The following is a 25,487-nucleotide window of genomic DNA, read 5'->3' as shown; positions in this document are numbered from 1 at the left end:
CTCGAACGTAACGGCACTGATGCGTACCGGGCGGAGCTGTGATTCCATCTTCTGCGATGATCACAGCCGATTCGCTCCCTGATGATGTCGCGACGCTGAAGGCGCTGGTGCTCGCCGGCCAGGCGGCCCAGCTTGCGGCGGAAGCCAAGGCACGCAATCTCGAAGCCGAGGTCCGCGCCCGCACGCTGCTGATCGAGCAGATGAAGTTCACGATCGCCAAGCTCAAGCACGAACAGCACGGCCAATCCTCCGAACGAGCCTCGGTGCTCGATCAGCTCGAGCTAGAACTCGCCGACCTCGAGGAGGATGCATCGGAGGCCGAAGCCGATGCGCAGCTGGCAGCCGAACGGGCCAAGGCCGCGAAGATAGACGTGCAGCCATTCGAGCGGCGGCGTCCGGCGCGGCGGCCGCTGCCCGAGGACCTGCCGCGGGAGCGCGTCGTTCATCCCGCGCCGGCCCATTGCCCGTGTTGCGGCGGCGACAGGTTGCGCAAGATCGGCGAGGACGTGACCGAGACGCTGGAGCTCGTGCCGCGGCAGTGGAAGGTGATCCAGCACGTCCGTGAGAAGTTCTCCTGCCGCGCCTGCGAGGCGATCAGCCAGCCGCCGGCGCCGTTCCATCCGATCTCGCGCGGGCGCGCTGGACCGCGTCTGCTCGCGCACATCCTATTCGCCAAATACGGATTGCACCTGCCCCTCAACCGGCAGAGCACGACGTATGCGCATGAAGGTGTGATCCTGGACGTCTCCACGCTGGCCGACTGGGTCGGCGCGGCGGCGGCGACATTGATGCCGCTGGTCGATGCGATCAAGGCGCATGTCCTCGCTGCCGAGCGCATCCATGCCGACGACACCACGGTGCCGGTTCTGGCCAAGGGCAAGACGCGCACGGGGCGCGTCTGGACCTATGTGCGCGACGATCGGCCCTTCGCCGGGCACGCGCCGCCGGCCGCCGTGTTCTTCTACTCGCCCGACCGCTCCGGCACCCATCCAGAGGCGCATCTTGCGACCTATGCCGGACCGATGCAGGCGGACGCCTATGCCGGCTTCAACAGGCTCTACGATCCATCGCGGAAGCCGGGCCCGATCATCGAGGTCGGCTGCTGGGCGCATGCACGGCGCAAGTTCTTCGAGATCGCACGGCTGAAGAAGGCGCCGATCGCGATCGAAGCGATCGCGAAGATCGACGCCCTGTTTGCGATCGAGCGCGACATCAACGGTCTGCCGGCCCACGAGCGCAAAGCCGCGCGCCATGCGCGCAGCCGCCCGCTGGTCGATGAGCTTCATACCTTCCTGCACGAGCGCCGCGCCAAGCTCTCCGGCAAGAGCGAGACCGCCAAGGCGATCGACTACAGCCTCAAGCGCTGGGAGGTGTTCACGCGCTTCATCGACGATGGCCGGCTGTGCATGACCAACAACGCGGCCGAACGCGAGCTACGCGCCGTGGCCGTCGGCCGCAAGAACTGGACCTTCGCCGGCTCCGACGATGGCGGCCGCCGTGCCGCCGTCATCTACACCCTGATCCAGACCGCCAAGCTCAACGATCTCGATCCGCCGGCCTGGTTGGCGGACGTGCTGCTGCGGATCAATGATCATCCGGCGTCGAGGCTCGACGAGCTGCTGCCGTGGAATTGGTCAAAACCCAGAACCCTTGTCGCCGCTGCCTGATCAGATGAAGATCACGTTTAACGGAACTGACTTGTCGATTGCCACTGTCGAGCATCTGAGCCTTGCTCTGGATCGCATCGACAAGCAACCGCAGTTCGAACTCTGGATATCGGTACCGAACGGTCAGTCCTTAGCCATGCTGCGCAATGGTAGCCACGCTTGGCTTATGTATCTGCGGTTCAATGGTGATAGCGGCGTCGTGACAAAGGGTAACCCAGACCATCAGGGAACCTGCGCTTACACACTCTCCAACGGGCAGGTCGACGAGCATCCCCTATCCTGGTGCATAGATCTAGAAGAATGCTACAAAGCGATTGCGTACTTCTTCGTCAATGACGGAGCACGATACGATCACGTCGCGTGGCAAATCGCGTAACAGATCTGCCGCGGTCTTGGCCGGATGGATACGTTCTGAGCGCCGTACCCATGAAAGCACCGAAGCCAAAGCAATGGGCCCAGCAGGAGCTCCGACGATTGATTAGGCTGGCGCGGCAGGGAGTTGGCGCGTCAAAGAGAGCCGCCGAGCTGGGCCGCCACGCCGGATCAGTTAGGCGGATGGCCCGAACGGTTGGAATACTGGTGAAGAAGTAGCCGTCGCACGCGCTGGTCTGATGAACGAGGCGCTCGCGTGCGGTGCCTTGTAACCCAAAGCCTCGGCTGATCTCCCGCACAAGCCTGATCGCAGCATCAGTGCTGCGGCCATAGAAGAGCGCCCGATCAAATTGCGAAAAATGCTTATTCCAAATAGCGCGATGGCAATGCCCTTGAACATGCTCGTGGACCGGGTTTGAACGATTTAGTCAAAGTTCAAAATGGCCCCAGCCGCAGGATGGGGGCAAACAGCCAGGGCCGGCATTCCCATTCCAAATGCCGCAAATCGGCGGTGAGCGGCACTTTATATTTCAGGCACACAGAAGCTAACGAACTATTTCGCAGGAGTCTTTCGCCGGGGCACTCATCTCACAAGGGCCGCTTCCGATTGCGTGGTACTCCGCTCTCCGGTTGGCTGAAGTGATGGGCCAACTGAGCATTGTTCGAAATAATCGAGGCGCGCATCATTGGCCAAATGCTCCCAAAACTCAGCTTCGGCGAGCAGTTTCCAACTTCGATCAGGGTGATGCGCGGCGGTCTGACGGCACAGCGATGCCATTGCGCGCAGGCGACTTACAGTATCCACCACTACTCCTCCCATTATTTTGTTTTTTGCACCCTATTTTCTATTTTTGCGTCGGAGTCATTATAGTTATTACGCAGAACCAATTTTTACTTCTCGAAGCGCGATTCGGCTTTCGTTACGCTTCAAATCGCGTCCCGAAAACAACGGGCGCAATCCGGCGCTTCTCATTCGCGCTCAATTGTCGAGCGGCGGCCAAAGGTGGTTGTCGAGCATGCCGCATATGCAGTGCAAAGGCCTCGTTATGGCCCGTAATTCTACGGAGATTGCGCATCCGTAGCGTTTGGCATCTACTTCAGATTGTTATTATGGCGATTAGCTTTTCAGGCGAGAGGTAATGAGCGTTAAAGCCATGATGGCGACGATCCTCCAGAACCAACTGGCATTGCGCGGCGTGCATTCACTGACGCCATCTGACTGTGAAGAGATCGTGGAGCAGTTGGTCGAACAGCTTAGAGAGCTGGAGCTTAGCTTGGCTGCTCGCGAATTGGCTGGCAAGCAAGAGCCGAAGTAGCGTGATCGAAGGCTAGGGCGCGGACTCATAACGAGCGGCGAGCCATAGCCGGATAGATGCAAGTTGGATGAAGGCAAGGTAGTTTCCAGCAAGCCTGTCGTAGCGCGTCGCCACCCGACGGCATTGTTTGATCCTGTTGAAGAACCGCTCGACGCGGTTGCGGGCGCGGTAGAGATACGGGCTGAAGCAGATCGGATCGGTCCGATTGCTTTTCGGCGGGATATTGGCCCATGCGCCCTTTTTCATGGCAAGCTCCCTGATCCAGTCAGCGTCGTAGCCGCGGTCGGCGAGCAGCATTGATCCGGATCTCAAACGAGAGAGCAGTTTACCGGCAAGTCGAACGTCGTGCGCCTCGCCAGGACTCAACGCAAGTTGTACCGGTAGACCATTGCTGTCGACCACCGCGTGGATTTTGCTCGTCAGACCGCCGCGTGACCTTCCCATCGATTGACGCCAGTTTCTTGTGATGCAGGCCCCATGTTGATGTACGCGAACAATGGAAGTGTCGATCATCTGCACGGCAGCATCATGGGCGCCGGCCAGTGCGCTCATGAGCTTGGCCCACACGCCGGCCCGTCGCCAGCGAACGAATCGATTGTAGCAAGTGGTGTACGGACCGAAGTTTTCTGGCAGGTCGCGCCATGGCGCTCCGGATCGCAAGACCCAGAAGATGCCGTTGAGGACACGACGGTCATTCACCCGCGGCACGCCGCGCGACTTATTCGGCAACATCGGCTTAATGACGGACCACTCATAGTCCGTGAGTTCGTAGCGCATGATTCGGCCCCTTCCGTTGTGTGGCTTGAATCATGGCTCGGCTGTCGGGCTCAACTGGTCGCTATGCACTCGAAAGCCGACCGATTATGCTCACCTTGAGTTTTGTCGTTCCTGACCCAATGTATGGTCCGGCCGTGCGTAGCAAGAGGTTCGTCGATCAGGTGGTGAGTGGTCTTGCATCAATGTATCCGGCCTTTGATTGGAGCATTCTCTCCGGGCCATCATGGATATCAGCGCGCGTGCGTTCTCATTAGCGGACAGGCCTCGATTGGGCCATTTGGGTCACCAGTGTTCGCATGCGCCGGGAAGACCGAACCTCCATCTCGTCTCATCCTCTCGCAGACCTTGGCTGGAACCTGTTGATGGGGTTACGTCATCGCTTGCTCCTCCTACCTCGCAGTTCCTGTGTTCGAGCCGGGGGCCGTTCCTTCGTCCCGGCCCGCAGGACGTGCGTCGCGTCGCGCGCACGGGCGGTCAAGGCCGGCCGTTGCGCTTTGCTTGCGGCTGGCTCCGGCGTTGCCAGGCCGCGCCTTGACCGCCCCGAGCACGGCGCGACGATCAAGCGGATTGGACGTCTGCATCGTTGGTCCTTGTCAGCTCGAAGGCGCGTCCTTTAGCCAGCACCGCCCAGGCGATGCGGGCAAGCTTGTTGGCGAGTGCGATCGCTAGCACGTTGTGGTGCAATCGCTTCTTGGCGGCTTCGATCCAGGATCTGAGTCCGTAACGTTCCCAGTTCTTGATCCTGACCAGCACCACCCATGCCGCCTGCACGAACAGAACGCGCAGGTAGCGATTGCCGCGCCTTGAGATTTTGCCGAGGATCGTGCGGTCTCCCGTCGAGATCTGCTTGGGCACCAGTCCGAGCCAGGCGCCGAAGTCACGGCCTTTGGAGAAGACGTCTCCAGTGCCGATCGCGGCTACCATGGCGCTCGAAATGATCGGCCCGATGCCAGGCACCGTCATCAGGCGCGAACATGCCTGATCTTGACGGGCCAGTGCTTCGATCTCGCCGGAGAGGCTATCGATGCGCTGATCCAGCCGGCGCCAGTCGCCTGCCAACTCCTCGATGACACGCAACATGCGTGGCGACAGGGCATCGGTGCGCGTGGCAAGGATGGTGGGCAGTTCTGTGCGCAGGAAGCCGATACCCTGGCGCACCGCGATCCCGCGTTCCAGCATGAAGGCGCGAATCTGGTTGATGATGCCGGTGCGTTGCGACACCAGCCGCTCGCGCACCCGATGCAGCGCCTGCAGATCCAGTTGCTCCGCGGTCTTGGTCGCCACGAACTTCATCGTCGGGCGTTGCACGGCTTCGGCAATCGCTTCGGCATCATTGAAGTCGTTCTTCGGTCCTTTGCTATAAGGGCGGACATATTTGGCCGGCATCAACCTGGCATCGTGACCTAGCGATGCGAGTTTGCGGCTCAAATGATGTGCGCCGACGCAGGCTTCCATGCCGATCAGGCAAGGCTGCATATTGGCGAGCCGCGCCTCCACCTGGCCACGCGACCACTTTTGCCGCAGCACGATGGCGCCGCGCGTATCGTGGCCCACGACGTGGAACGAGTTTTTGCCGATATCGATGCCGATCACGGCGATCGCAGTACTGGGTGTCTGGGACATGGCGTGCTCCTTGTCTTGGCGCCCCTGGCCAGCTTATCGCTGGCGGGGCAGGAGCACGGCCGGACCATCCCATTAGCAGATCTGAGGCGTTGCGCCGAGCCCCGCGAAGTAGCCAACGTGGTGATCTTTCTCGATAGGACGGCGCCAGCGCGATGGCTGGGCCGTCCTGACGGCTGATGCGGGGACCATCAATCGGCTAACCGGCGGTATCGAAGACAGCTGCCGGTCCTTCATGATGAAGGTCCGTCAAACGTGTGCTACGCAGTGGTTTGCACAGAAGAGCGACGCAAGCCGGTGCTCCATAGCCAAACGGCCGAAACCATAAAGTAGAAGGCACCGAACGCGGCGTAGCCGGCAACGTCACTAATCCCGACATTGGTAACAACCCCCGCCCGGTAGACGAAGAAGCACCCCGCCAGCGCCGACTGTGCGCCGCTGAGGATCATCGCCCATTGTGCGCCGGCCGATCCCCAGCGGCCCACGCCGGTCGCAAGCTGAAGAAGCCCCGCGACGACCGCCCATGCCCCGAAGATCAAAAGCACGGCATTCATGCTCCGCGTCAGCGCGATGGTGACCGCTATTGCAGTAATAATGCTAATGATGACATTGACCATCTGGCTCTTGCTCGAAGCAAGCCCACTGCTGCGTTGCGCGTCGAGATAGTTGGCGAGGGCATCCCACAAGGGATAGGCAACCAGCAGGATGGCCGCGAGATGGGAACGGTCTCTGGCGATCGTCAAGGCCGCAACCGCCCATAGAGCCGCGACGGCAGAGCGAATGAAATAGTAGCGCTTGAGCCAGGCATTGGCTTTCGGAGAAGGACGTGTAGTGCTGAGCGTCATGTGGTCTCTTCCTGGATGGCAGTTACCCGTCCGCCTGGTCATTATGTTTTCACGCCACGGCGTAGCAGAGGGGAAGCATCATGATTGTCGTTTCGCCTCCTTTGCGAGGCGGCGTCGGACAGGATGTAACCAACTACGAGGCGATGCCGGGAGCCGTTACTGAGGCCGAACGAAAATTTTGGACGGTCCTCACAGCCTGAGCAACGCAGGCCTGCATATAAATCGACTATTGCAATTAGGAACCGTTTGGTTTATATTGCCCGTATGATGACCATCAATACCAAACTTCCTGTGGGACGCCCCCGTGAATTCGATCTCGACGAGGCGGTGAGGCGAGCGATGCAAATCTTTTGGGATCGTGGGTTTCACGACGCATCGTTGCCTGATCTGCTTGCCGGAATGCAGCTTTCGAAGGGCAGCTTCTACAAGGCTTTCGGTGACAAGAAATCTGTCTTCCTGCGCGCCCTCGAGTTCTACACCGACGATGGCGTACGAAACGTCCAGGAGGTTCTGCGATCAGCCCCCTCGCCGAAGGCGGCAATCCGCAACGCGTTGGTGCGGTATGCGGATTTGTCGTCTGGGAAAAAAGGGGTGCGCGGTTGTTTCGGTGTGTTGACGGCTGCCGAGATGTTGCCGGGAGATCCCGACATCGCAGAGGTGATCAAGCGTCTTTTCTCCAGGCTTCAAGCCCTGTTCGCTGCAACGATCGCGAAAGGACAGGCCGCCGGCGAAATCGCCAATAGGTCCGATCCTGAAGTCATCGCGCACTTTATCGTCTCACATGCACAAGGCATGCGGGTGCTTGGTAAAGTTGGATCACGCCGCGACGAGATGCTGAAAGATGCCGATCTCCTGATGGAGATGCTTTTTTAAAAGCAAAATTAGGAACCAATTGGTTCCTATTGCAGTTGTGCCGATGGCACGCTTGGCTTTCCTGGGAGCTTCAATGTTCGGATATCAGCAACAGAGTCACCGATTGGACTGCGGCGAAGGTTACGGTTCGATATGAGGAACTCAGATGCCAGGCGCTCTATGCGGTTCTCGGTATTCGGTGCAATGGCGATCGTTCTCTCGGGTTGTGCCAGTCGCAGCGGCCTCGTCGAGGCCGATATCATCAGCACGCCGAGTGAGTACGCGCAACTCGTCGACGGAGTTTACACCTTACCAGCCGTCGACATATCCGGCGTCGATCCGGCGATGTTGCGCCAGCGCGTGGACTATACGACGAATGAGCCTGTCGGGACGATTGTCATCGATACGGCTGCTCATCAGCTCTATCTTGTCGAGGGCGACGGAAAGGCCATGCGCTACGGCATTGGCGTTGGCAAGGATGGTCTCGCTTTCGCAGGCACCGCGACCATTAGGCGAAAGGCGGAATGGCCGCATTGGACTCCGACCAAGAACATGATGAATCGGGAGCCTGCGCGCTATGGCCATCTCGCCAGCGGAATGGCCGGCGGGCTTGGCAATCCCCTTGGACCACGCGCGCTGTACCTCTTTCAGGGCGAACGGGACACGATGTTCCGCATTCATGGGACGACCGAGCCGGAGACGATCGGTCGCGCCGTTTCGAGCGGATGCATTCGACTCATCAACCAAGACATCATCGATCTCTATAGCCGGGTCAAGATCGGCAGCCGCGTCGTCGTCATCCAGGGCGGCCGAGCGGTGAGTTCTTGAGCATGGCCTCTGATCGCAGAGAGTCGGTCGGCCTTGGCCGATATCACGGGTCGCAATAGCGGCGAACGATTTGCATCGTCTGATAACAACTCGGAGAAGAAAGCATGAAGACTTGGCTCATCACAGGCTGCTCAAGCGGCTTCGGCCAGCGGCTCGCGCTCGCGGCGGCGGAGCGCGGCGATCAGGTCGTCGCGACGGCCCGCAGTGTCAAGACGATCGAGGATATGGCCGAGCCTTTCGACGGCCGCATGATCACCGTGCCACTGGACGTGACCGATGCGGCGGCAGCCAAGGCCGCGGTCGCAAAAGCGGTCGAGACCTTCGGCGGGTTCGACGTGCTCGTCAACAATGCCGGATACGGACTGCATGGCGCGATTGAGGAGGGGACGTCTGACGAATACCGGCCGATGTTCGAGGTAAACCTCTTCGGTTTGATCGAAGCCACCAGAGCCGCCCTGCCCGTCATGCGGCGCTCGGGCGGAGCGATCGTCAATATGTCGTCCGTCGCCGGCATCTCGGGCGGCGGAGGCGGCGGTTACTACAACGCCGCCAAGTTCGCCGTGGAAGGGATTTCCGAAGCGCTCGCCAGCGAGTTGAAGCCGTTCGGCATCCGAGTGCTGATCGTGGAGCCTGGGCCGTTTCGCACCGATTTCCTCGGCCGTTCGATCACAGTCGCCGCCAACGAGATGCCGGAATATGCCGGGACCTCGCGCAGGCACTATCGCGAAACCAATAACGGCAATCAGGCGGGCGACCCCGACAAGGCGATCGCAGTGATCCTGCGCGCCGTCGACGACGACGACGCCCCGCTTCACCTGCCGCTCGGCCCGGTCGCGCATGCTGCCGCCGAGCGAAAGCTGGCTGCCTTCCGCAGCGATATCGACGCCTGGCACGACATCACGATCGCTACCGATTTCGACCCGCCCGGAACGCGGGTCGCGAGCTCCGATCGAACGTCAACATCGACGGGACAGCGACCATGATCGCGACTCTGAAGGGTTTTGCCCAACAGCTGGTGCCGGTGAACGGCATCAAGATCAACGCCGTCACGGGCGGCTCAGGCCCGTCGATTCTTCTGCTGCATGGCTGGCCGGAAACATGGTGGGAATGGCACCATGTGATGCCGCAACTGGCCGCGCATTTCAGCGTGGTCGCGATCGATCTGCGCGGCGCCGGCTTTTCCGACTGTCCGCTCGGCGGCTACGACAAGGCGACAATGGCGCGCGACGCGCACGAAGTGATGGCTGCCCTTGGCCATCAACGCTACGCAGTGTGCGGCCATGATATCGGCGGAATGGTGGCCTTGCCGCTGGCTGCTGTCTATCGAGAGGCCGTAACCCACCTGGCCGTTCTGGACGTTCCGCTTCCCGGCTGGAGCGGATGGGAGGCGACGATCGCAACGCTCTGGCACTTTGGTTTCCACATGAGCCGGGATCTCCCCGAGCGCCTGATCCATGGCCGTGAATACGACTATGTTTCGAGCTTCATGGCCGAGCGGTTCTACGATCACAGCAGCTTCGATCCGGCGGATGTCGAGATCTACGCCAAAGCAATGGCGCTCCCCGGCCGCACCCGCGGCGGCATGGAATGGTATCGCACCCTCGCCGCCGACCACGCAGCGGCGCTTGAGTACAAGAAGCAACCGCTCGAGATCCCGGTGCTGGCTCTCGGCGGGGATCATCGCTTTGGTCCGCATATGGTGCCGATGGTCGAGGAATTCGCCAGCAACGTAACGGGCGGCTCGATCGCCCGCTGTAGCCACTATGTCGCGGACGAGCGGCCGGATGCAGTCGCAGCCGCTCTGATCGAGTTCATCGGAGCCCATTGAAACTCGGCGCCCGTGTCGTTGTGGGCCGGAGAAATCGCGACACTGCGGCAACAGAGCCCCGCACTCATCACGATCGATCAATTCAATCAGAAAGGACAACCCGTCATGACCACACCTATCATCCGCGGCGTCAACCATATCGGCATCACGGTGCCCGACATAGAAGCCGCGAAATCGTTCCTGGTGCAAGCTTTCGGCGGCCAGGTGATCTATCAGTCCTTCGGGCCGCAGGATCCGCCGCGGCAAGGCCCCGAATTCGAGCGGGCCGTCGGAGCGTTCCCGGGAACGGTCGTGCGTGGACAGGCGATGGTCAAGATCGGCACCGGACCCGACATCGAGCTGTTCGAAATGCACGGCCCCCAACAAGCCCAGCCGATCCGAGCGAGCGACTTCGGCATCACGCATTTCGGTGTCTACACCGACGACATCGACGCCTCGGTCACGCGCTTCGAAAAGGCCGGAGGCACACGCCTCACCGCGCCGCGCGCGATTCCTTACGCAACCGAGAAAGGTCTTGGAAACAAGGTCTGTTACTGCCGAATGCCATGGGGCACCACGATGGAATTCATCACCACGCCAGATCGCATGCCTTACCACGACCAGACGGCCTTGCGGAGGTGGCAAGACGAGGATTGAGATGAGCGGGACGGCGCCGGCTCGCGCCGTCGACATGCAGGTTGCACGGCACCGGCTGGGCGCTCGGTCCTCCGCGCGTCTTTTCGAAACAGAGTCCAAGCCGCCGTCTCATCCTCGATATGTGCCCGAATCGGCGGGGCAGCGCGATGCCGGACGATTCACACGGTTCGCGTAAACCGGGCAAGGGCCGTCCGGCGGCCGACATACATATCGATCGCAATCATAAACAGCGGACGCGCGCTGAATGCGAAGGTTCTGTAGAAAGTCGTCTGATGGCAAATGCAACAATGGTCGTGACCTGCAGCGGCGGCACATACTTCGATCGCGACTATTATGTCGACGTGCATCTACCGTTGGCGCTCGCATGCTGGCAGAAGCATGGCCTCGAAAGCGCCGCCGCCTTCTTCCCTCGAGACGTCAATTCGGTAGATGTTTCCGTCGGGTTTTATCGGTTTCGCGATGAGGCTTCGCTTCACGCTGCGCTTGCATCCGCCGACACCGACGCAATTATGGACGATGTCCCCCGATTTACTGACGCCAACGTTACCCGAATGATCGGAGCCCCGCTCTGACGGGCGGATGTCGCGATGCATCCCGTTAACTCGTCAATTCCGACTGGCAGGATCATACGCCTTACCAGTGGACGAAATTCCTGACATTGACGCCGGTCGCGGCCAAGCGTCGACCCATCTCGGAAGTCCGACAATGTCCGCTTTCGCGCCGTTGTTGGGGGACAAGCGGACATAGGTGCGCCTACTCTCAGCGGCAGAGTTTATGAGTACGCACCCTAACACCGCCGATGCGGTTGGTCAGTCACGGCGACGCAATGGTATTGCTCGCCACCATGAAATACACTTCAGCTCGCCCTTTAGCCAATCCGGAAAACGCCGCTCCCAAGCTGGTTGAGATCGCCAGCGGCATCCAATCCGTTCAGGACGGGCGCGTCTTGGTGCAACCACATCACACCACTTTGCGAACTCGCCACCGCGCAGGCCTCTGCCCGGTCGAATACAAGACAACCAACAATCAAACAAAGCGCGCAAAGCCCTGTGGTCTACCGCGACAACCGGACGATTTCAGAGCCGGTCTGTGCTTCGCGTTCGGGCCAGAAGAGACTTATGCATTGAGCAGATTGCGAGTTGAATGACAGCGCCCCATTCATCGCACTTTCGTGCCGTGGAGGAGCTGTTCGCAGGACCAACCTCACATTGGCCTATGACTTGTTCGATCGCCTCGTTTCGAAAACGGCGTCAGCGTGGGAAAGCAGGAAATACTTCGAAACGAAATGTCAGGCAGCACGCTGCCATTCTCCCCGTCACCGGTGACATAGGGCCGGTTTAGAAGGAAGCCTCCGTTGCCGAGAGCTGCCTCGGGTGTTGGGGTATTTTTAGTCGGCGAGCTACTTCCCTCCTGACTCTTGTTTCAGGCTCATATACGTGATGAACCGTATGAGGTCAGCGTCAGCCGCGGCGTAGACTGTGCAAGGTAATTTCCGGCGGGCAATTGATGCGCACGGGAACGACGCTCGAGCCCGCACCAACGGAAGTATAGCCGGTCATATCTCTGTACTGCCAAGGCCCAGCCCCCATCCGTCTTGGTAGCACCGCCTCGAGCTTGATGGGAATGGATCCGGGGAGACAAATCTGACCGCCGTGGGTGTGTCCGCTCAGCATCAGATCAAAGTTGGCATGCGCAGCCTGACGATAGACCTCCGGTGTGTGAGACAACAAGATCGAGAACTCACCGCGGGGTATCGAGAGAGCGGCCTTTTCGATGTTGTCCACTCTGAAGAAATGTGCATCGTCGATTCCCGCCAGATAGATCCGTTGGTCCTTGCGAACGATTGTTTCGCATTCGTTGAGCAGCACGCGAATGCCCATAGCTTCAAGCCCTGGGACCATTTGAATCGTATCGTGGTTGCCGAGCACCGCATAGATTGGCTGTTTCAGATGAGTTGCCACTCGCGCGACGCCATCCAGCGCGGGCTGGAACGGCCCAACAGTCCGCCCCCGATAATCGCCAGTAAGGACACACACATCGTACTGCATGCTGCCAACCAGCTCGATGAGCCTGCTCATGGCAACTTCATTCATATCCACGTGAAGGTCGCTAATGTGCAGAATGGTGAAGCCCTCAAAGAGGGGCGGTAATGTCTTAAACCTCATTTCGTTTCGTTTGACGAGAATGCGTCCTGCGTTCTGTCGTGCACGCCAGTAGAGCCCTGTTGCCTTCAGAACATTTCGAATGATCCACTCGGCCCAAGATGAGTTTTCAAGGTGAAAAAATGTGAGGCCCTGGCCAAATACCTGAGCTTCGTGATCTCGTTCAATCCCCAATCGCTGCCGGGCGTGGAGCGGCCCGAGACGGATCTCGAGTTTGTGCAGAATGTCTTCGTCCACCAGCTAGTCCTTTCGAACGGCCTCCGGGCAGATATGGCGAATTCTCATGAGGCCAAGGTCAACCCGACAGTGGCTAATTCCCACGCTTCCATTGAATGTCGCGCTGGGTCATTTGGCTCGTGCACTGCAGCAAACTGCATCGCTATTCGATCACGTCGGCGCAGCCGAGCAGCGACGGCTTCAAGGATGAGCAACTATAAGCTAAGCTGAAGAAATGCAACTTCTGCATATTCTGCAATTATTAGTTTTAATGACGTTAGCGAACGGCGCACCGATCGTTGCAAAGAAGATTTTTGGCCTACGTTTTTCCTTTCCGCTGGATACCGGCACCGTATTTTTTGATGGGAGGCCGTTGTTTGGGCCATCGAAAACCATCCGCGGTATTTTGATTTCAGTCCTCATCACGACAGCAAGCGCCCCGCTTATCGGTCTGGATCTGACGATCGGTGCAATCGTAGCGGGCGCGACTATGGCGGGCGATTTGTTCTCCAGTTTCGTGAAGCGCCGCCTAAACTACCCGCCGAGCAGCCAGGCGCTCGGGCTCGATCAGGTTCCCGAATCCCTATTTCCGATGCTGGCATGCCGCGACGCGCTTTCATTGACGATCGCAGACATAGCGCTTGGCATCGGGATCTTTTTTATCGGCGCGCTACTTCTGTCTCGTTTTCTATTCCGAGCCCACCTGCGCGACGAACCATATTAGCCCCCGTTAGCCCGAACGAAGGCAGTGCAGGGTGATTTCTGGTGGACAGTTGAGACGAACAGGAACGACGCTCGATCCAGCCCCCACAGAGGTGTAACCAGCCATGTCGTGATACCGCCAAGCTCCTGCCCCCATCCGTCGAGGCAATACTGCATCAAGTATGATCGGAATAGATCCTGGCAGACAGATCTGCCCACCGTGCGTATGCCCGCTCAGCAACAACTTAAAATCGGCATGAGCCGCCTGACGATAGATCTCCGGTGTATGTGACAATAAAATGGAGAACTCGCCATACGGGATTTGCAATGCAGCCTTTTCGATATCGTCGGCCTTGAAGCAGTGGGCGTCATCGATCCCGGCTAGATAGATTTGCTGATCGCCGCGCACAATCGCCTCACTCTCGTTGAGCAGCATACGTATTCCCATGGCCTCCAGCCCCGGAACCATTTGGATGGTATCATGGTCGCCCAGAACTCCATAAACGGGCTCCTTTAGATGAGCTCGCAGTCGTGCGACGCCGTTCAAGGTTGCCTCGAACGGTCCAAAGTTCTTCCCCCGATAGTCGCCGGTTAGAACACATAGATCGTAGCGCATGTCGCCGACGAGTTCGATCAGGCGCTGCATGGCAGCTTCATTCATGTCCACATGCATGTCGCTAAGGTGGAGTATGGTGAAGCCGTCGAAAAGCGGTGGCAACTCCTTGAATATAACATCATTGCGTTTGACGAGAATGCTTCCTGTATTTCGGTGTCCCCGCCAGTAGAGACCGGTCAGCTTAAGTGCAGTTCGAATGACCGAATGGACTGGATACCAGCTCCTTATGTGAAAGGAGAGGAGGCCTCGGCCGAAGATTTGTGCCTCGTGGTCCGTCTCGATACCCAATCGCTGTCTGGCATGGAGCGGTCCGAGACGCTCCTCCAATTTGCGCAAGATCACTTCGTCCATGGAACAACTTCCTCCGAAATCGGCTCGACCTTCCATAGACTTGCGGTACCGGCGCACGGTTTCACGCTGCCTTGAGCAGGCCTCGGTTGATATAGTCACCGAGATGGCAAAGCCTGGCTCTCCTTTCCGCGCAATAGACATCGTGAATTCATAAGCCATCAGCTCCGGTCCGCTTTGGTTTACCAGATCCCTTAAGCCTTCTCGTCCGCGAGCATGCAATGGTGGCTGCAGATCGGGGACAAATCCCGACAGGGAAGCGCCAGGGTCAGGCCGCATGGCGGCCTGGCCCGCCATCTCTGAAATGCAATGCCTACAAAACAACGCCACAAACGTCAAAAGGCAAGAAATCAAAAGCGCGCTCGTTGCCATCCTCCTCGGCACCGACGCTATCGGTGCCACGCGAAACCTGATTAATATGGTCGCAGTATCCGTCGTCTCGGGCACAGTTCTGCTCGGGCTTCTTGCTGCCAAGCATTTTTGACGAGCAGCAATCGCGTATGCTTTGTTATGGCAGAACTCTGCCTTTGGGCGACTAGTCGCGTTCTCATCTTGACCGGACTGCTTGGGCTGCCACTATCGAGGTGGGGTTAACCCCTTCATTTTTACAGGAAATAATTGCGACTACGCCCGTCGGGAGATGGACGATGACCGAAGAAAGAATTGCTCGTCTACGGCCCCATAAGAACAACATCGATCGGTATCGGCGCTTGCTCAAGACCAAGTTGAGTGAGGTTGAACGGCAATACCTCGAAAAGAGGCTTTCCGAAGAACAAGCTGCAATGAGAATACATTTGAGCGCGGCTGAGCCGCCACCGATTATGGTCGCCCCGAAATGACCACCTCCGCTCGAATACGATCTTACGTTAGCCACACCACGATCTGCGCCGCGGGCAAGTCGTCCCGCTGCATACATACGGCTCGGCACGCCCCTCTTTAATCACGATCTGAGCCGCGTCGCGCCCGGCGACCGTTAGCACTCCGCAAAGGCGCCCGTAATTGCAGAGCTTTGTACCCTCCAGAGCCGGTTTGCATGCGCAAGCGACGCGGCTTAAGCGCGCATCGCTCGTTGCGATGAGAGCTTTCAGCCAATGAGTAGCGGCATCCGCTCTTTTCCGCTCGTCGTCGCAACGAACCAGATCGCCCGTTTCTGGAGTGTTAAAGCCGACAAGACGGTAGGTCCTACCTTCAATCCTTACGGTCTCGCCGTCGATCACCTCGATTGCTTGAGATACTCCGTCATAGCGCGGTGTCGCGCGAGGCGTATCTGGCCAGGCCAAGAACTTTGCGACGGCAACAAACGCGAAAACGCTCGCGGCTGACGCGCCTAAGATTGTGAGCCAGCCTAGGAATGTGCGGCGGCTTCGAAAGGGAATCACGGTCATTGTTTGCCATGCTGATCGGGGCCTCTGCAAGAAATTCTGGCTGTCTCTTCTCTGATAGCTAGATAAGAAACCGCCCCTGCTTTGAGTACCTCTTAATGGTACGCGCACGGTCTACCGTTTGTGCGCCACGAGCGGCATGATGGCGGCACAGTACGCCTTGAGGTAACGACCATGGCCAACGACCGCCTCGTGGAGCCGCCGCCGATCCCCCGCATCCGCAAAATCGGCATCGTCGGGACTGCACTCCTCTTGCTCGTGCCAATGGGCGCCTCCAGCGATCTTGGCGCGGGAGCGCGCATTTCTGAAGGGTTCGGACCGTTCGAGAAATCAGCGAATGAGCGCGTCGCGCATGCCTTCGATGAGTTTAAGGATCTCACATCTATCCCTGACGAGCTGAAGACTGCACTGGCGTCGCTGAGCGAGAGCTTTCAGAGCCCGAAGAAACCGCAGGTTCAGGCTGAAGGCAATGAATGACCTGATCTGAAGGCTGCTACCGTTCGCACATCAGATGCCTTGGAAGAAGTGGCCCATTGGACGACTCGGGACAGCTGAAACGTCCGCTACGCGCGCGTACTGCGATTGCCGCATCTAACTCAGAAGCAGACATCGGATTTCACCTTTCGCGAGTCTGAGAAGGGCCCAATAGGCGACCTCGGATTAACTTCCGAACATGCCCGCGGCAGCGATCTTGAATACTGTACCGTCGTTGGACACCGCTCCTTGCGCCACCTTCGGTCGTGCCAAACACGTTTCCGGAAGCGTCGCGTATCAATGTTCCTGTCGGCCTTCCGCCATCGGCGGATCCCGTAAAACAATGCAGCACGACCTCACGCCAGCCTGTCGGTGTAGGGACCAATTTGAAGACCGTGCCAAAACCGTTCATATCGGGCTTGTCGCCCCCGGATTTGGTCGTGCCGTAAAGTGCGCCGGATTCCCCGACAACGAGCCGACTGTTCGGGACCTGGCCATCGCCAACTTCGCGCTTGAAATGATAGAGCACCTGTTCGGACCACTCGCCGCTGACAGATGGCGTCAGCGAAAACCCGACACCCCCGCCAAATTTGCCGCCGCCGCCTGTCGTGCCATACAGCGTTCCGCCAGTGCCAAAGGTCAGTCCCGCCATTGGTAGGCATCCACCAAAGCAATTTGAACCATCCAACTGCCGAAATGTTTGGATCACCGATTCCTCCCATCCGTGATCAGTTGGAGTGAGTTTGAAGACGGTGCCAAGCCCATCCTTCCCGCCGCCGCTCGTCGTGCCGTAAAGTACGCCTGTACGGTCCATCGCAAGACCACCGTTCGGATAGGCCCCGTCGTTGTCACCGGCAGAACGATGGAGGACCGTCATCGTCCATCCCTCCTGGCCGGGACTCAGCTTGAAGACGATGCCGGCATCCGCTCCGCCCTGGCCTGTTGTCGTGCCATAGAGCGATCCAGAAGTATCGGGGATGAGTTCAGGACGCGCAGTCCCAGAGCATCACGCCATACAAGTGGGGGTTCACCCAAACGAAGAGCGCTAGAGTCCCAAGTGTCAGACCTTCCAAGTAGGCAGTTATGTGCAATCTCTATTCGATCGCCACCAACCAGGCCGCGATCGCCGACCTCTTCCGAATCGTCCGCCGTTATGAAGGCAACCTCCCGCCGATGCCGGGCGTGTTTCCGGATTATCCTGCGCCAGTCATCCGGGACGTAGGCAACGGCGAACGCGAACTGGTGATGATGCGATGGGGCATGCCGCCGCCGCCGCGCACTGGTGGCCCGCCTGTGACCAACATTCGCAACACCTCGTCACCGCATTAGCGCTTGACTCAAGCCGGAGCGCCGCTGCCTCGTGCCGGTTAATAGCTTTGCCGAATATGCGCCGGAGCCCAATCAGGAGACGAAGAAGAAAGATGTCGTGTGGCTTGCACTCGCCGAGGCACGACCGCTGTTCGCGTTCGCCGGCATCTGGACGACCTTCAACGGTGACCGCGGCACGAAGTCAAAGCCGATTCCCGGACCGCATCAGGTCTATGGCTTCCTCACCACGACGCCGAACGCGATCGTCGAGCCGATTCATCCGAAGGCGATGCCGGTGATACTAACTACAAACGAGGAGCGCGACGTTTGGCGGGCGCGGTGGGATGAAGCCAAGGCGCTGCAACGGCCCCTCCCCGACGAGCGGTTAACGATCGTGGCTCGCGGAGCCGATAAGGAAGATGTGGCGGCTATTGGTGTGGGATAGCTGGCCCAAGTGCAGATCGCCGGCCCCGCCTCGATGGCAGCGAGCGCGGCAGTATTGGAGCAACGGGTGATGTGCGGGAACATTGGCCGCGGACGTCCCTACTCCTCCGCCAGCTTCCGCTCGATATAAGCGTCCACCGTTTCGGCAAACGAGCGCTGCACGCCGACCGCGAGGTCGTGCTGGTCGAGCGCATCGCGCTGGAGCACACGCAGGCCGCGCCCGCGGGCGCTGACCGGCGCCGTGTTCAGATATTGATCGATGGCGCCCTTGGCGATCGGGATGGCCTTCGGATCTCCCCTTGCGATCAGGAGCCGCAAGAGGCTCTGGCATTCGGCCAAGCCGGGCATGGGATCAGCGCCTTCAGCCTTGCTGTGATTTCGGCTTCGGCCGCTTGACCGGCTGGGTGTGGGTGCCGAACAGCGCCAACAGGAACGCGACTTCTTCCTTCGAACCGATCTGGATCATGATTGTCTCCTTATCGCTTGGTTGGTCGAGGCCGACGGAAAAGGAGTTCAGGACAATCGGGTTTCAGGATTGTTTCAGGCGTGTTTCGTCGGGGCCGCCACGTTGCAGATGGCCGCCTGGAGACAAAGCGGAACATCCGCACCGTCGGCCACCACGTCCGCCAAGGACCACGGGCGGAAGTAGTCGGCGACCCGGCAGCCGTGTATGCTGGTTGTTTTCGCTTTGGAGAATTGCCATGACCGCCAATACTCCTGAACAGCTGCCGCCGCACATCCAATTGATCCAAATGGGAGCGGCGGCTACTTCAAGAACCGTTTGCGTCGCTGCAAAGTTGGGACTAGCCGATCAGCTCGCATCTGGGCCGAAGAGCGCTTCGGAACTAGCTGGTCCGATGCAGGTGCATGCACCGTCACTGCATCGATTGATGCGCACTCTAGCGAGCCTGGGCATCCTGACAGAGCAATCGGCGCAGCGTTTTGCGTTGACTACCTTGGGCGAGGCTCTGAAGACCGGTGCGCCGGGCTCTGCAAGATCGTCCCTGCTTGTTTTCGGGAGTGCCTGGCAGCGCGGTGCTTGGGATTATATGGAATACTCTGTTCAAACGGGCAAACCAGGCTTTGACAAAGCGCACGGTATGCCATTTTTCGAATATCTCGCACATCATCCAGAGCAGGCATCGCTATTTAGCGAGACAATGATCGGCCTCCATAATCAGGAACCTCCTGCCGTCGCTGCTGCATATGGATTTTCGGCTTTCAAGACCATCGTTGACGTTGGCGGTGCGACCGGCAACATGCTGACCACTGTGCTTTCCCGTCATGATGGACCGCGCGGCATCCTGTTCGATCGTCCGCATGTCGTGACTGACGCGCCGGCATTGCTAACTGCCCGGGGTGTAAGCGACCGGGTGACGATAGTGCCTGGTGATTTTTTCCAGAGCGTCCCTGCCGGGGCGGACGCCTACATTCTTTCGCACATCATTCATGACTGGGACGAGGACCAGTGTCTCACGATCCTTGGCCACGTCCGCAAGGCAATGCCCCCCGACGCACGGCTGCTTGTCGTCGAAATGGTTCTTCCATCCGGCGATGCAGCTCATCAGGGAAAGATGCTCGATATGGCAATGCTGGTGCTGCTGGGAGGGCAGGAAAGAACGGAGTCCGAGTATGCATCACTTCTTGGCAAAGCCGGTCTTCGCCTGACGAGGGTCGTGCCCACCAATTCAACGGCAAGCATCCTCGAAGCAGTGGTGGCTTGAGCGAGAGACGTTTGACGGATGTCCGCTGTGGGTCTTGGTCGTGTAAAAACACCGTTCCCTGGGGAAGTCGGTGAGAAGCTAGGACCGGCTTGGTCTCAGGCCACGATCGCAGCCATCAGCTGCTTGCTCCCGACGATGTTCAAGACTCGCGTCAGATTATAGGCCAGGACCGAGAGTGCCATCTCGGCGGCTACTTTTGGGAGGGTTTTGGTGAGGAAGTGTGTCGCTCCCATGCGAGCCTTTATCGTGCCGAACGGATGCTCGACTGTCCTCGCGACGCTGTCGCATGGCCTGTGGGTTTGCATCGAGTCGCTGCTGCACCGCCTCGAGCAGATGCTCATGCTCCCATCGCGTAATCCGCCGCTCTGGCCCGGTCGTACATCGCGATTTGAGCGAACAATTTTGACAGACTGTGGTCCAGTAACGCCGCAGCATCTTGCCGTCTTCTTCGTTTGTGTAGCGATACGGCAGTCGCTCCCCAGCTGGACCGCGATAGGCGTCCTCCCCTGGCAAATACGCAAAGTCCTGCTTACCGAAGCGCCCCTCGGATTTGGCGCCAGACGTCTGCGGCTTAGGCAGCGTTACCGTGATGCCGGCCTCGTGGCACGCGAGAATCTCCGGGCTGTTGAAGTAGCCGCGATCGGCTACAGCTTCGAGTGTCTCGGTCTTTAGAACAGCCTTCGCCTGCTTGGCCATATTGGTGAGTTGTGCCCGATCTGAACCGCTGTTCGTCACCTCGTGCGTCACGATCAAATGATGTTCGGTGTCGACGGCGACCTGCACGTTGTAACCGACGACGCCGGAGCCGCGGCCGCTGGTTGCCATCGAGCGGCTGTCGGGATCAGTCAGGGAGATTTGCTGATCCAGCGAAGCAAGCATCTGCTTCTCGTAGACAGCAAGCTTGCCCATTTCCTCCTTCAGCTTCGTCAGCTTCTCGGTCAGCCTCGTCACCTTGGCGGCCAGCGCCTCCGTCGGCTCCTGCCGGTCGGCCACGTCAAGTTGGCTCAGTTAGCGCGCAACGCTCTCCTCCAGCCGGGCTCGCCGCCGCTCCACCTTCGCCCGCGTGAAGTTCTTGTTCCCGGTTGTTCGCCGCTTTGAATTTGCTGCCATCGATGGCGACGCTCGATGTCGCGAGGAGACCCATTTCACGGCAGAGTTCGACGAAGCGTGCACATACCTTGCGCCAAGCCATTGTCTTTGCGGAAGTCCGCGATCGTCTTGTGATCGGGAGTGAGCCGGCCCAGCAGCCACATGGCCTCGACATTGCGTCCGGCCTCTCGTTCGAGCCGTCGGCTCGACTGCACCCGGTTCAGATAGCCGTAGATGTAAAGCTTCAGGAGAACCGAGGGATGGTATGACGGCCGACCGGTCGCCGCCGGCGCCACTCCCTCGAAGCTTAACTCGGCCAAATCGAGCGCATCGACGAATACGTCGATCACGCGAACAGGGTTGCTCTCGTCAATGAAATCATCGAGGCATTCGGGCAATGCGTCCGCTGCCCACGATCCGCCTGCTCAACGAAGCGCCTCATCAGCTTCCCCCGCAGAATCACGAGGGAATCATAGCAAAGCAGCGGCGTTTTCACACAGCCAGGGTCAAAAGCTGGCGTCGCAGTCGCAGCGGCTAAGTCCGCAAGGGTGAGAAGCGGCCATGCGGAGCTCTCTGGAAATGCCCGATGCTGCCATCATGCCAGTGTTTTACCCGACGGAGCGCCAAGGCTGAAAGCTTCATGAAAACACTCAAGGCCGAACAGATTAACGGCAAAGCCTTTGCCGACCTCAGCGACGCCCGCCGCCACATCAACAGCTTCATCGCGGAGGTCTACAACAAGGAGCGCCTGCACTCGGCGCTCGGATATCAGTCGCCTCTTGAGTTCGAAACCGCGTTCGCGCAAAACAACGTGCGGTAACGCACGTGACAACCCCACTGTCACTGTAATTATCGTGTCTCACTTCAGGGGTGCAGTCCAGCACTGTCACCGTAATCACAGGAGCGGACCATCTGACCTAAATCATGAACAGAATAAGAGCCCAGCTGTGGTGGGCTAGGCTCTCGTTCAGCGATTGATGGCCGCCTCAACACCATCTTTACGGCGACATCGGGTTCAGGATCACTTGATTTCCCAGGACGTGTTGTGCGGGATGTCCATCGCAAAATAATCGCCAGAGCCAGCCAACGCAGGCATAGCTATGCACGCAAATGGTTCGCTTCCGGTGATGCCCTTATACTTACCGGTGCCGCCGGTGATGATATGCGTTCCACAATCCATCTTCGGCTGGGCCTTGTCGAGGTCTCGAGTATCGAAGGTCGAGAAAATCTTGTCGCCGTCGCTGTCGGCGAGCACGCAAGCTCCGTCAATGTATTTCTTGTCTCCGGACGCGACGTTCAGCGCCACGCAGCGTGCTGACATCTTGTCCAGCATCTTCTCCCCCTTCATGTTTTGAGTGGTCCCGACCGCCTCCAGCGTAGTGGCCTTGCCGAGTTCGGCGGTGTCAATGCTCATCAAGGGCCGAAAAATAAAGTGCGTCACATAAGGAGTAGTCCCCTTCTTTTCAATCGGCTCTCCCGCCACAGCCGCGGGGGCAAAGGACACGAGCGCTACAGCAAAAGCCGTTGCTTTGGTGAGTCTCATCGCTGCGGTGAATGTGGGGACTCTGCGCACGTTGATGAAGTTCATGAGTGCCTCCTTAGATCAAGCGGCGGCTCAGGTCTCCGCCGTGAACTGCCGCGAGTTGAAATCGACCTGCGTATGCTTTCTCCTGTCAAATCGAGTTGCACGCCGGCGCCGAGCGTCAACGTGATCATGCTTTCATAATGCTTCGCCTTGGACTGACGAAGTATGTGGGGATGGTGGCTCCAATCATCGGTTTTGACCTCAATACAAGGCTCGACCGAACGACCTGGAATATTCACATAATAGCACGGAACGCGGCAGACGTCAGCGTCATGCCCAGAAAACGCAGCGCGCACCGTCAGCTATCCTGACCGAATGCGCTATACAAAATGCAATTCTCCTGCTGTTCGGATGAAGCACGGTGCACATGGGTGCAGCGACTCTGTGCCGCTCTTCATGCTTTGCGTCGTTCCGCTTGCAACTCAGGAGGTGAGCATTGAGCGACGTCGATTTCCGCAGCCACCAATAACCGCAATATCCGCTATTGGGATGGTCCGGCCGTGCTCCTGCCCCGCCAGCGATAAGCTGGCCAGGGGCGCCAAGACAAGGAGCACGCCATGTCCCAGACACCCAGTACCGCGATCGCCGTGATCGGCATCGATATCGGCAAAAACTCGTTCCACGTCGTGGGCCACGATACGCGCGGCACCGTCGTGCTGCGGCAAAAGTGGTCGCGTGGCCAGGTCGAGGCGCGGCTCGCCAATATGCCGCCTTGCCTGATCGGCATGGAAGCCTGCGTCGGCGCACATCATTTGAGCCGCAAACTCGCATCGTTAGGTCACGATGCCAGGTTGATGCCGGCCAAATATGTCCGCCCTTATAGCAAAGGACCGAAGAACGACTTCAATGACGCCGAAGCGATTGCCGAAGCCGTGCAGCGCCCGACGATGAAGTTCGTGGCGACCAAGACCGCGGAGCAACTGGATCTGCAGGCGCTGCATCGGGTGCGCGAGCGGCTGGTGTCGCAACGCACCGGCATCATCAACCAGATTCGCGCCTTCATGCTGGAACGCGGGATCGCGGTGCGCCAGGGTATCGGCTTCCTGCGCACAGAACTGCCCACCATCCTTGCGACGCGCACCGATGCCCTGTCGCCACGCATGTTGTGTGTCATCGAGGAGTTGGCAGGCGACTGGCGTCGGCTGGATCAGCGCATCGATAGGCTCTCCGGCGAGATCGAAGCACTGGCCCGTCAAGATCAGGCATGTTCGCGCCTGATGACGGTGCCTGGCATCGGGCCGATCATTTCGAGCGCCATGGTGGCCGCGATCGGCACTGGAGACGTCTTCTCCAAAGGCCGTGACTTCGGCGCCTGGCTCGGGCTGGTGCCCAAGCAGATCTCGACGGGAGACCGCACGATCCTCGGCAAAATCTCAAGGCGCGGCAATCGCTACCTCCGCGTTCTGTTCGTCCAGGCGGCATGGGTGGTGCTGGTCAGGATCAAGAACTGGGAACGTTACGGACTCAGATCCTGGATCGAAGCCGCCAAGAAGCGATTGCACCACAACGTGCTGGCGATCGCACTCGCCAACAAGCTTGCCCGCATCGCCTGGGCGGTGCTGGCTAAAGGACGCGCCTTCGAGCTGACAAGGACCAACGATGCAGGCGTCCGACCCGCTTGATCGTCGCGCCGTGCTCGGCGCGGTCAAGGCGCGGCCTGGCAACGCCGGAGCCAGCCGCAAGCCAAGCGCAACGGCCGGCCTTGACCGCCCGTGCGCGCGACGCGACGCACGTCCTGCGGGCCGGGACGAAGGAACGGCCCCTGGCTCGAACACAGGAACTGCGAGGTAGGAGGAGCAAGCGATGACGTAACCCCATCAACAGGTTCCAGCCGAGGTCTGCGAGAGGATGAGACGAGATGGAGGTTCGGTCTTCCCGGCGCATGCGAACACTGGTGACCCAAATGGCCCAATCGAGGCCTGTCCGCTAATGAGAACGCACGCGCGCTGATATCCATGATGGCCCGGAGAAAATGCTCCAATCAAAGGCCGGATACATTGATGCAAGACCACACCACCTGATCGACGAACCTCTTGCTACGCACGGCCGGACCATACATGTGGGTCAAAAGCTGGCGTCGCAGTCGCAGCAGCCAAGTCCGCAAGTGTGAGAAGCGGCCACGCGGGGCTCTCGAGAGTGGTCGATGGACATGGGCTAGTTGGCGAGAACCTTGGTCATGCACCAGAACGGAACATCGGTTTGCCCGTGCTCACCGGCAACCTGCTCCATGATGTCCGCTTTGTGATGCCAGCCCATGCGCTCGTAGAAGCGGCGCGCACGGTCATTGCCAACGACACAGTGCAGTTCTGCCTCCGCAATGCCGCCCTTGGCCATCTCAATTTCAGCGGCTGTCAGCAGACTTGACGCAACGCGCGTCCCTCGATGTGGCATCGCCACAAAAAGTTGGCCCAAAAGCTGGCCTCTCCACGCCGAAAACGCCACGACCTCTTCGTTCAACTCCGTTACCAAAGTCGAATGCAGGAGTGCCGTCATCCTTTCCAGGAAAAATTCCATGGACCGACGGATAATTTCTGCGTGGGGCATGAAGGGAGCCTGGGTCTCGTGCCAAACCGCGTGATAGAGAGCGGCCACCCGAGAGATATCTGACGCGTGGGCACGACGGATCATCGCGCTTTCTCCGGTAAGCCGAAGGGCGGGTAGAGCGCAGCGAAACCCATCATCCGCTGCATGTGACC

26 protein-coding genes and 2 pseudogenes are annotated in these 25,487 nt (G+C 59.2%); 18 read left to right on the top strand and 10 right to left on the bottom strand.

Annotated features, from left to right (window positions below; all coding sequences use genetic code 11):
• The first annotated feature begins 56 nt into the window (after nucleotides 1-56).
• From tnpC to AB5K84_RS15215, 3 genes are all read left to right on the top strand, one after another.
• A complete protein-coding gene (tnpC, locus tag AB5K84_RS15225; RefSeq protein WP_441232537.1) occupies nucleotides 57-1,667 on the top strand; it encodes an IS66 family transposase in 1,611 nt (536 codons plus the stop codon).
• A 4-nt stretch (nucleotides 1,668-1,671) separates the two neighbouring features.
• Entirely contained in the window at nucleotides 1,672-2,043 is a 372-nt protein-coding gene (locus tag AB5K84_RS15220) for an Imm1 family immunity protein (protein WP_075969264.1), read from the top strand.
• Between the two features lie 1,135 nt (nucleotides 2,044-3,178).
• Nucleotides 3,179-3,355, top strand: a complete 177-nt coding sequence (locus tag AB5K84_RS15215) for a hypothetical protein (protein ID WP_171463796.1) — start codon at nucleotides 3,179-3,181, stop codon at nucleotides 3,353-3,355.
• Nucleotides 3,356-3,367: 12 nt separating this feature from the next.
• On the opposite strand, the gene AB5K84_RS15210 is transcribed toward AB5K84_RS15215, so the two are convergent.
• The 3 genes from AB5K84_RS15210 to AB5K84_RS15200 form a co-directional block, all read right to left on the bottom strand.
• Complete coding sequence (locus AB5K84_RS15210; RefSeq protein ID WP_014498598.1) at nucleotides 3,368-4,132, bottom strand: IS5 family transposase; 765 nt, start codon at nucleotides 4,130-4,132, stop codon at nucleotides 3,368-3,370.
• A gap of 558 nt (nucleotides 4,133-4,690) precedes the next feature.
• Nucleotides 4,691-5,755 (bottom strand): IS110 family transposase, encoded by a 1,065-nt coding sequence (locus AB5K84_RS15205; RefSeq protein ID WP_011088795.1) that lies wholly within the window; start codon nucleotides 5,753-5,755, stop codon nucleotides 4,691-4,693.
• Between the two features lie 257 nt (nucleotides 5,756-6,012).
• On the bottom strand, nucleotides 6,013-6,597 hold the full coding sequence (locus tag AB5K84_RS15200; RefSeq protein ID WP_009734588.1) for a DUF308 domain-containing protein: 585 nt from the start codon (nucleotides 6,595-6,597) through the stop codon (nucleotides 6,013-6,015).
• Nucleotides 6,598-6,843: 246 nt separating this feature from the next.
• Between AB5K84_RS15200 and AB5K84_RS15195 the strand changes: the two genes are divergently transcribed.
• The 7 genes from AB5K84_RS15195 to AB5K84_RS15165 all read left to right on the top strand — a co-directional run bounded on the left by AB5K84_RS15195 (nucleotide 6,844) and on the right by AB5K84_RS15165 (nucleotide 11,888).
• A complete protein-coding gene (locus AB5K84_RS15195) occupies nucleotides 6,844-7,470 on the top strand; it encodes a TetR/AcrR family transcriptional regulator (RefSeq protein ID WP_223153791.1) in 627 nt (208 codons plus the stop codon).
• A gap of 159 nt (nucleotides 7,471-7,629) precedes the next feature.
• Nucleotides 7,630-8,277 carry a L,D-transpeptidase gene (locus tag AB5K84_RS15190; RefSeq protein WP_014498601.1) on the top strand — a complete coding sequence of 216 codons (648 nt, stop codon included), beginning with the start codon at nucleotides 7,630-7,632 and terminating at the stop codon, nucleotides 8,275-8,277.
• 104 nt (nucleotides 8,278-8,381) lie between these two features.
• Nucleotides 8,382-9,260 carry an oxidoreductase gene (locus AB5K84_RS15185; protein WP_011090906.1) on the top strand — a complete coding sequence of 293 codons (879 nt, stop codon included), beginning with the start codon at nucleotides 8,382-8,384 and terminating at the stop codon, nucleotides 9,258-9,260.
• Nucleotides 9,257-10,105: an alpha/beta fold hydrolase gene (locus AB5K84_RS15180; RefSeq protein ID WP_011090907.1), complete on the top strand. Its 849-nt coding sequence runs from the start codon at nucleotides 9,257-9,259 to the stop codon at nucleotides 10,103-10,105. The genes AB5K84_RS15185 and AB5K84_RS15180 overlap by 4 nt, the downstream gene beginning before the upstream one ends.
• A gap of 105 nt (nucleotides 10,106-10,210) precedes the next feature.
• On the top strand, nucleotides 10,211-10,741 hold the full coding sequence (locus AB5K84_RS15175) for a VOC family protein (RefSeq protein WP_026192141.1): 531 nt from the start codon (nucleotides 10,211-10,213) through the stop codon (nucleotides 10,739-10,741).
• Nucleotides 10,742-10,887: 146 nt separating this feature from the next.
• Complete coding sequence (locus tag AB5K84_RS15170; RefSeq protein ID WP_223153792.1) at nucleotides 10,888-11,313, top strand: hypothetical protein; 426 nt, start codon at nucleotides 10,888-10,890, stop codon at nucleotides 11,311-11,313.
• A gap of 254 nt (nucleotides 11,314-11,567) precedes the next feature.
• Nucleotides 11,568-11,888, top strand: coding sequence for a hypothetical protein (locus tag AB5K84_RS15165; protein WP_162603687.1), 321 nt, complete (start codon nucleotides 11,568-11,570; stop codon nucleotides 11,886-11,888).
• 313 nt (nucleotides 11,889-12,201) lie between these two features.
• On the opposite strand, the gene AB5K84_RS15160 is transcribed toward AB5K84_RS15165, so the two are convergent.
• Complete coding sequence (locus AB5K84_RS15160) at nucleotides 12,202-13,140, bottom strand: metallophosphoesterase (protein WP_097532616.1); 939 nt, start codon at nucleotides 13,138-13,140, stop codon at nucleotides 12,202-12,204.
• A gap of 214 nt (nucleotides 13,141-13,354) precedes the next feature.
• Here AB5K84_RS15160 and AB5K84_RS15155 point away from each other — a divergent pair, with 214 nt between their 5' ends.
• Nucleotides 13,355-13,843: a CDP-archaeol synthase gene (locus AB5K84_RS15155; RefSeq protein WP_110116784.1), complete on the top strand. Its 489-nt coding sequence runs from the start codon at nucleotides 13,355-13,357 to the stop codon at nucleotides 13,841-13,843.
• Between the two features lie 6 nt (nucleotides 13,844-13,849).
• Here AB5K84_RS15155 and AB5K84_RS15150 read toward each other — a convergent pair whose 3' ends face one another.
• Nucleotides 13,850-14,788 carry a metallophosphoesterase gene (locus tag AB5K84_RS15150; RefSeq protein WP_097532614.1) on the bottom strand — a complete coding sequence of 313 codons (939 nt, stop codon included), beginning with the start codon at nucleotides 14,786-14,788 and terminating at the stop codon, nucleotides 13,850-13,852.
• A 274-nt stretch (nucleotides 14,789-15,062) separates the two neighbouring features.
• On the opposite strand from AB5K84_RS15150, the gene AB5K84_RS15145 reads away from it, so the two are divergent.
• From AB5K84_RS15145 to AB5K84_RS15135, 3 genes are all read left to right on the top strand, one after another.
• Nucleotides 15,063-15,269: a hypothetical protein gene (locus AB5K84_RS15145; protein ID WP_110116785.1), complete on the top strand. Its 207-nt coding sequence runs from the start codon at nucleotides 15,063-15,065 to the stop codon at nucleotides 15,267-15,269.
• A 163-nt stretch (nucleotides 15,270-15,432) separates the two neighbouring features.
• Nucleotides 15,433-15,624, top strand: coding sequence for a hypothetical protein (locus AB5K84_RS15140; RefSeq protein ID WP_082755303.1), 192 nt, complete (start codon nucleotides 15,433-15,435; stop codon nucleotides 15,622-15,624).
• A gap of 717 nt (nucleotides 15,625-16,341) precedes the next feature.
• A complete protein-coding gene (locus AB5K84_RS15135; RefSeq protein WP_060908346.1) occupies nucleotides 16,342-16,644 on the top strand; it encodes a hypothetical protein in 303 nt (100 codons plus the stop codon).
• A gap of 139 nt (nucleotides 16,645-16,783) precedes the next feature.
• Here AB5K84_RS15135 and AB5K84_RS15130 read toward each other — a convergent pair whose 3' ends face one another.
• Nucleotides 16,784-17,620, bottom strand: a complete 837-nt coding sequence (locus tag AB5K84_RS15130; RefSeq protein ID WP_347340213.1) for a choice-of-anchor tandem repeat GloVer-containing protein — start codon at nucleotides 17,618-17,620, stop codon at nucleotides 16,784-16,786.
• A gap of 104 nt (nucleotides 17,621-17,724) precedes the next feature.
• Between AB5K84_RS15130 and AB5K84_RS15125 the strand changes: the two are divergent.
• Nucleotides 17,725-18,394: pseudogene (locus AB5K84_RS15125) on the top strand (SOS response-associated peptidase).
• A gap of 98 nt (nucleotides 18,395-18,492) precedes the next feature.
• Here the strand turns inward: AB5K84_RS15125 and AB5K84_RS15120 are convergent.
• Complete coding sequence (locus tag AB5K84_RS15120) at nucleotides 18,493-18,741, bottom strand: hypothetical protein (RefSeq protein ID WP_027545907.1); 249 nt, start codon at nucleotides 18,739-18,741, stop codon at nucleotides 18,493-18,495.
• Between the two features lie 353 nt (nucleotides 18,742-19,094).
• On the opposite strand from AB5K84_RS15120, the gene AB5K84_RS15115 reads away from it, so the two are divergent.
• Nucleotides 19,095-20,117, top strand: coding sequence for a methyltransferase (locus AB5K84_RS15115; protein WP_441232536.1), 1,023 nt, complete (start codon nucleotides 19,095-19,097; stop codon nucleotides 20,115-20,117).
• 95 nt (nucleotides 20,118-20,212) lie between these two features.
• Here the strand turns inward: AB5K84_RS15115 and AB5K84_RS15110 are convergent.
• Nucleotides 20,213-21,648 (bottom strand): annotated as a pseudogene (locus AB5K84_RS15110) (IS1182 family transposase).
• Nucleotides 21,649-21,792: 144 nt separating this feature from the next.
• Here AB5K84_RS15110 and AB5K84_RS15105 point away from each other — a divergent pair.
• The gene (locus tag AB5K84_RS15105; RefSeq protein WP_060908349.1) at nucleotides 21,793-22,026 is read left to right on the top strand and encodes an integrase core domain-containing protein; all 234 of its coding nucleotides are present in this window, start codon (nucleotides 21,793-21,795) and stop codon (nucleotides 22,024-22,026) included.
• A gap of 201 nt (nucleotides 22,027-22,227) precedes the next feature.
• Here the strand turns inward: AB5K84_RS15105 and AB5K84_RS15100 are convergent, their stop codons facing one another.
• Nucleotides 22,228-22,794, bottom strand: a complete 567-nt coding sequence (locus AB5K84_RS15100; RefSeq protein ID WP_097532620.1) for a hypothetical protein — start codon at nucleotides 22,792-22,794, stop codon at nucleotides 22,228-22,230.
• 554 nt (nucleotides 22,795-23,348) lie between these two features.
• On the opposite strand from AB5K84_RS15100, the gene AB5K84_RS15095 reads away from it, so the two are divergent.
• Nucleotides 23,349-24,413: an IS110-like element ISBj4 family transposase gene (locus AB5K84_RS15095; protein ID WP_011087397.1), complete on the top strand. Its 1,065-nt coding sequence runs from the start codon at nucleotides 23,349-23,351 to the stop codon at nucleotides 24,411-24,413.
• Between the two features lie 532 nt (nucleotides 24,414-24,945).
• On the opposite strand, the gene AB5K84_RS15090 is transcribed toward AB5K84_RS15095, so the two are convergent.
• Nucleotides 24,946-25,419, bottom strand: a complete 474-nt coding sequence (locus AB5K84_RS15090; protein WP_162603689.1) for a GNAT family N-acetyltransferase — start codon at nucleotides 25,417-25,419, stop codon at nucleotides 24,946-24,948.
• Nucleotides 25,420-25,487 lie beyond the last annotated feature (68 nt).

Origin of the sequence: Bradyrhizobium sp. 1200_D9_N1_1 (assembly GCF_052075915.1) — a bacterium.
Taxonomy (GTDB): Bacteria; Pseudomonadota; Alphaproteobacteria; order Rhizobiales; family Xanthobacteraceae; genus Bradyrhizobium; species Bradyrhizobium diazoefficiens.
The sequence above is the reverse complement of the archived record's forward strand: the minus strand, read 5'-3'. Positions and strand labels throughout refer to the sequence as shown.

Excerpts from the sequence above, each read along its gene's own strand:
- tnpC (WP_441232537.1), top strand. The coding sequence starts at position 57 with ATGATCACAGCCGATTCGCTCCCTGATGATGTCGCGACGCTGAAGGCG.
- AB5K84_RS15220 (WP_075969264.1), top strand. The coding sequence starts at position 1,672 with ATGAAGATCACGTTTAACGGAACTGACTTGTCGATTGCCACTGTCGAG.
- AB5K84_RS15215 (WP_171463796.1), top strand. The coding sequence starts at position 3,179 with ATGAGCGTTAAAGCCATGATGGCGACGATCCTCCAGAACCAACTGGCA.
- AB5K84_RS15210 (WP_014498598.1), bottom strand. The coding sequence starts at position 4,132 with ATGCGCTACGAACTCACGGACTATGAGTGGTCCGTCATTAAGCCGATG.
- AB5K84_RS15205 (WP_011088795.1), bottom strand. The coding sequence starts at position 5,755 with ATGTCCCAGACACCCAGTACTGCGATCGCCGTGATCGGCATCGATATC.
- AB5K84_RS15200 (WP_009734588.1), bottom strand. The coding sequence starts at position 6,597 with ATGACGCTCAGCACTACACGTCCTTCTCCGAAAGCCAATGCCTGGCTC.
- AB5K84_RS15190 (WP_014498601.1), top strand. The coding sequence starts at position 7,630 with ATGCGGTTCTCGGTATTCGGTGCAATGGCGATCGTTCTCTCGGGTTGT.
- AB5K84_RS15185 (WP_011090906.1), top strand. The coding sequence starts at position 8,382 with ATGAAGACTTGGCTCATCACAGGCTGCTCAAGCGGCTTCGGCCAGCGG.
- AB5K84_RS15180 (WP_011090907.1), top strand. The coding sequence starts at position 9,257 with ATGATCGCGACTCTGAAGGGTTTTGCCCAACAGCTGGTGCCGGTGAAC.
- AB5K84_RS15175 (WP_026192141.1), top strand. The coding sequence starts at position 10,211 with ATGACCACACCTATCATCCGCGGCGTCAACCATATCGGCATCACGGTG.
- AB5K84_RS15170 (WP_223153792.1), top strand. The coding sequence starts at position 10,888 with ATGCCGGACGATTCACACGGTTCGCGTAAACCGGGCAAGGGCCGTCCG.
- AB5K84_RS15165 (WP_162603687.1), top strand. The coding sequence starts at position 11,568 with ATGGTATTGCTCGCCACCATGAAATACACTTCAGCTCGCCCTTTAGCC.
- AB5K84_RS15155 (WP_110116784.1), top strand. The coding sequence starts at position 13,355 with ATGCAACTTCTGCATATTCTGCAATTATTAGTTTTAATGACGTTAGCG.
- AB5K84_RS15150 (WP_097532614.1), bottom strand. The coding sequence starts at position 14,788 with ATGGACGAAGTGATCTTGCGCAAATTGGAGGAGCGTCTCGGACCGCTC.
- AB5K84_RS15145 (WP_110116785.1), top strand. The coding sequence starts at position 15,063 with ATGGCGGCCTGGCCCGCCATCTCTGAAATGCAATGCCTACAAAACAAC.
- AB5K84_RS15140 (WP_082755303.1), top strand. The coding sequence starts at position 15,433 with ATGACCGAAGAAAGAATTGCTCGTCTACGGCCCCATAAGAACAACATC.
- AB5K84_RS15135 (WP_060908346.1), top strand. The coding sequence starts at position 16,342 with ATGGCCAACGACCGCCTCGTGGAGCCGCCGCCGATCCCCCGCATCCGC.
- AB5K84_RS15120 (WP_027545907.1), bottom strand. The coding sequence starts at position 18,741 with ATGCCCGGCTTGGCCGAATGCCAGAGCCTCTTGCGGCTCCTGATCGCA.
- AB5K84_RS15115 (WP_441232536.1), top strand. The coding sequence starts at position 19,095 with ATGACCGCCAATACTCCTGAACAGCTGCCGCCGCACATCCAATTGATC.
- AB5K84_RS15105 (WP_060908349.1), top strand. The coding sequence starts at position 21,793 with ATGCTGCCATCATGCCAGTGTTTTACCCGACGGAGCGCCAAGGCTGAA.
- AB5K84_RS15100 (WP_097532620.1), bottom strand. The coding sequence starts at position 22,794 with ATGAACTTCATCAACGTGCGCAGAGTCCCCACATTCACCGCAGCGATG.
- AB5K84_RS15095 (WP_011087397.1), top strand. The coding sequence starts at position 23,349 with ATGTCCCAGACACCCAGTACCGCGATCGCCGTGATCGGCATCGATATC.
- AB5K84_RS15090 (WP_162603689.1), bottom strand. The coding sequence starts at position 25,419 with ATGATCCGTCGTGCCCACGCGTCAGATATCTCTCGGGTGGCCGCTCTC.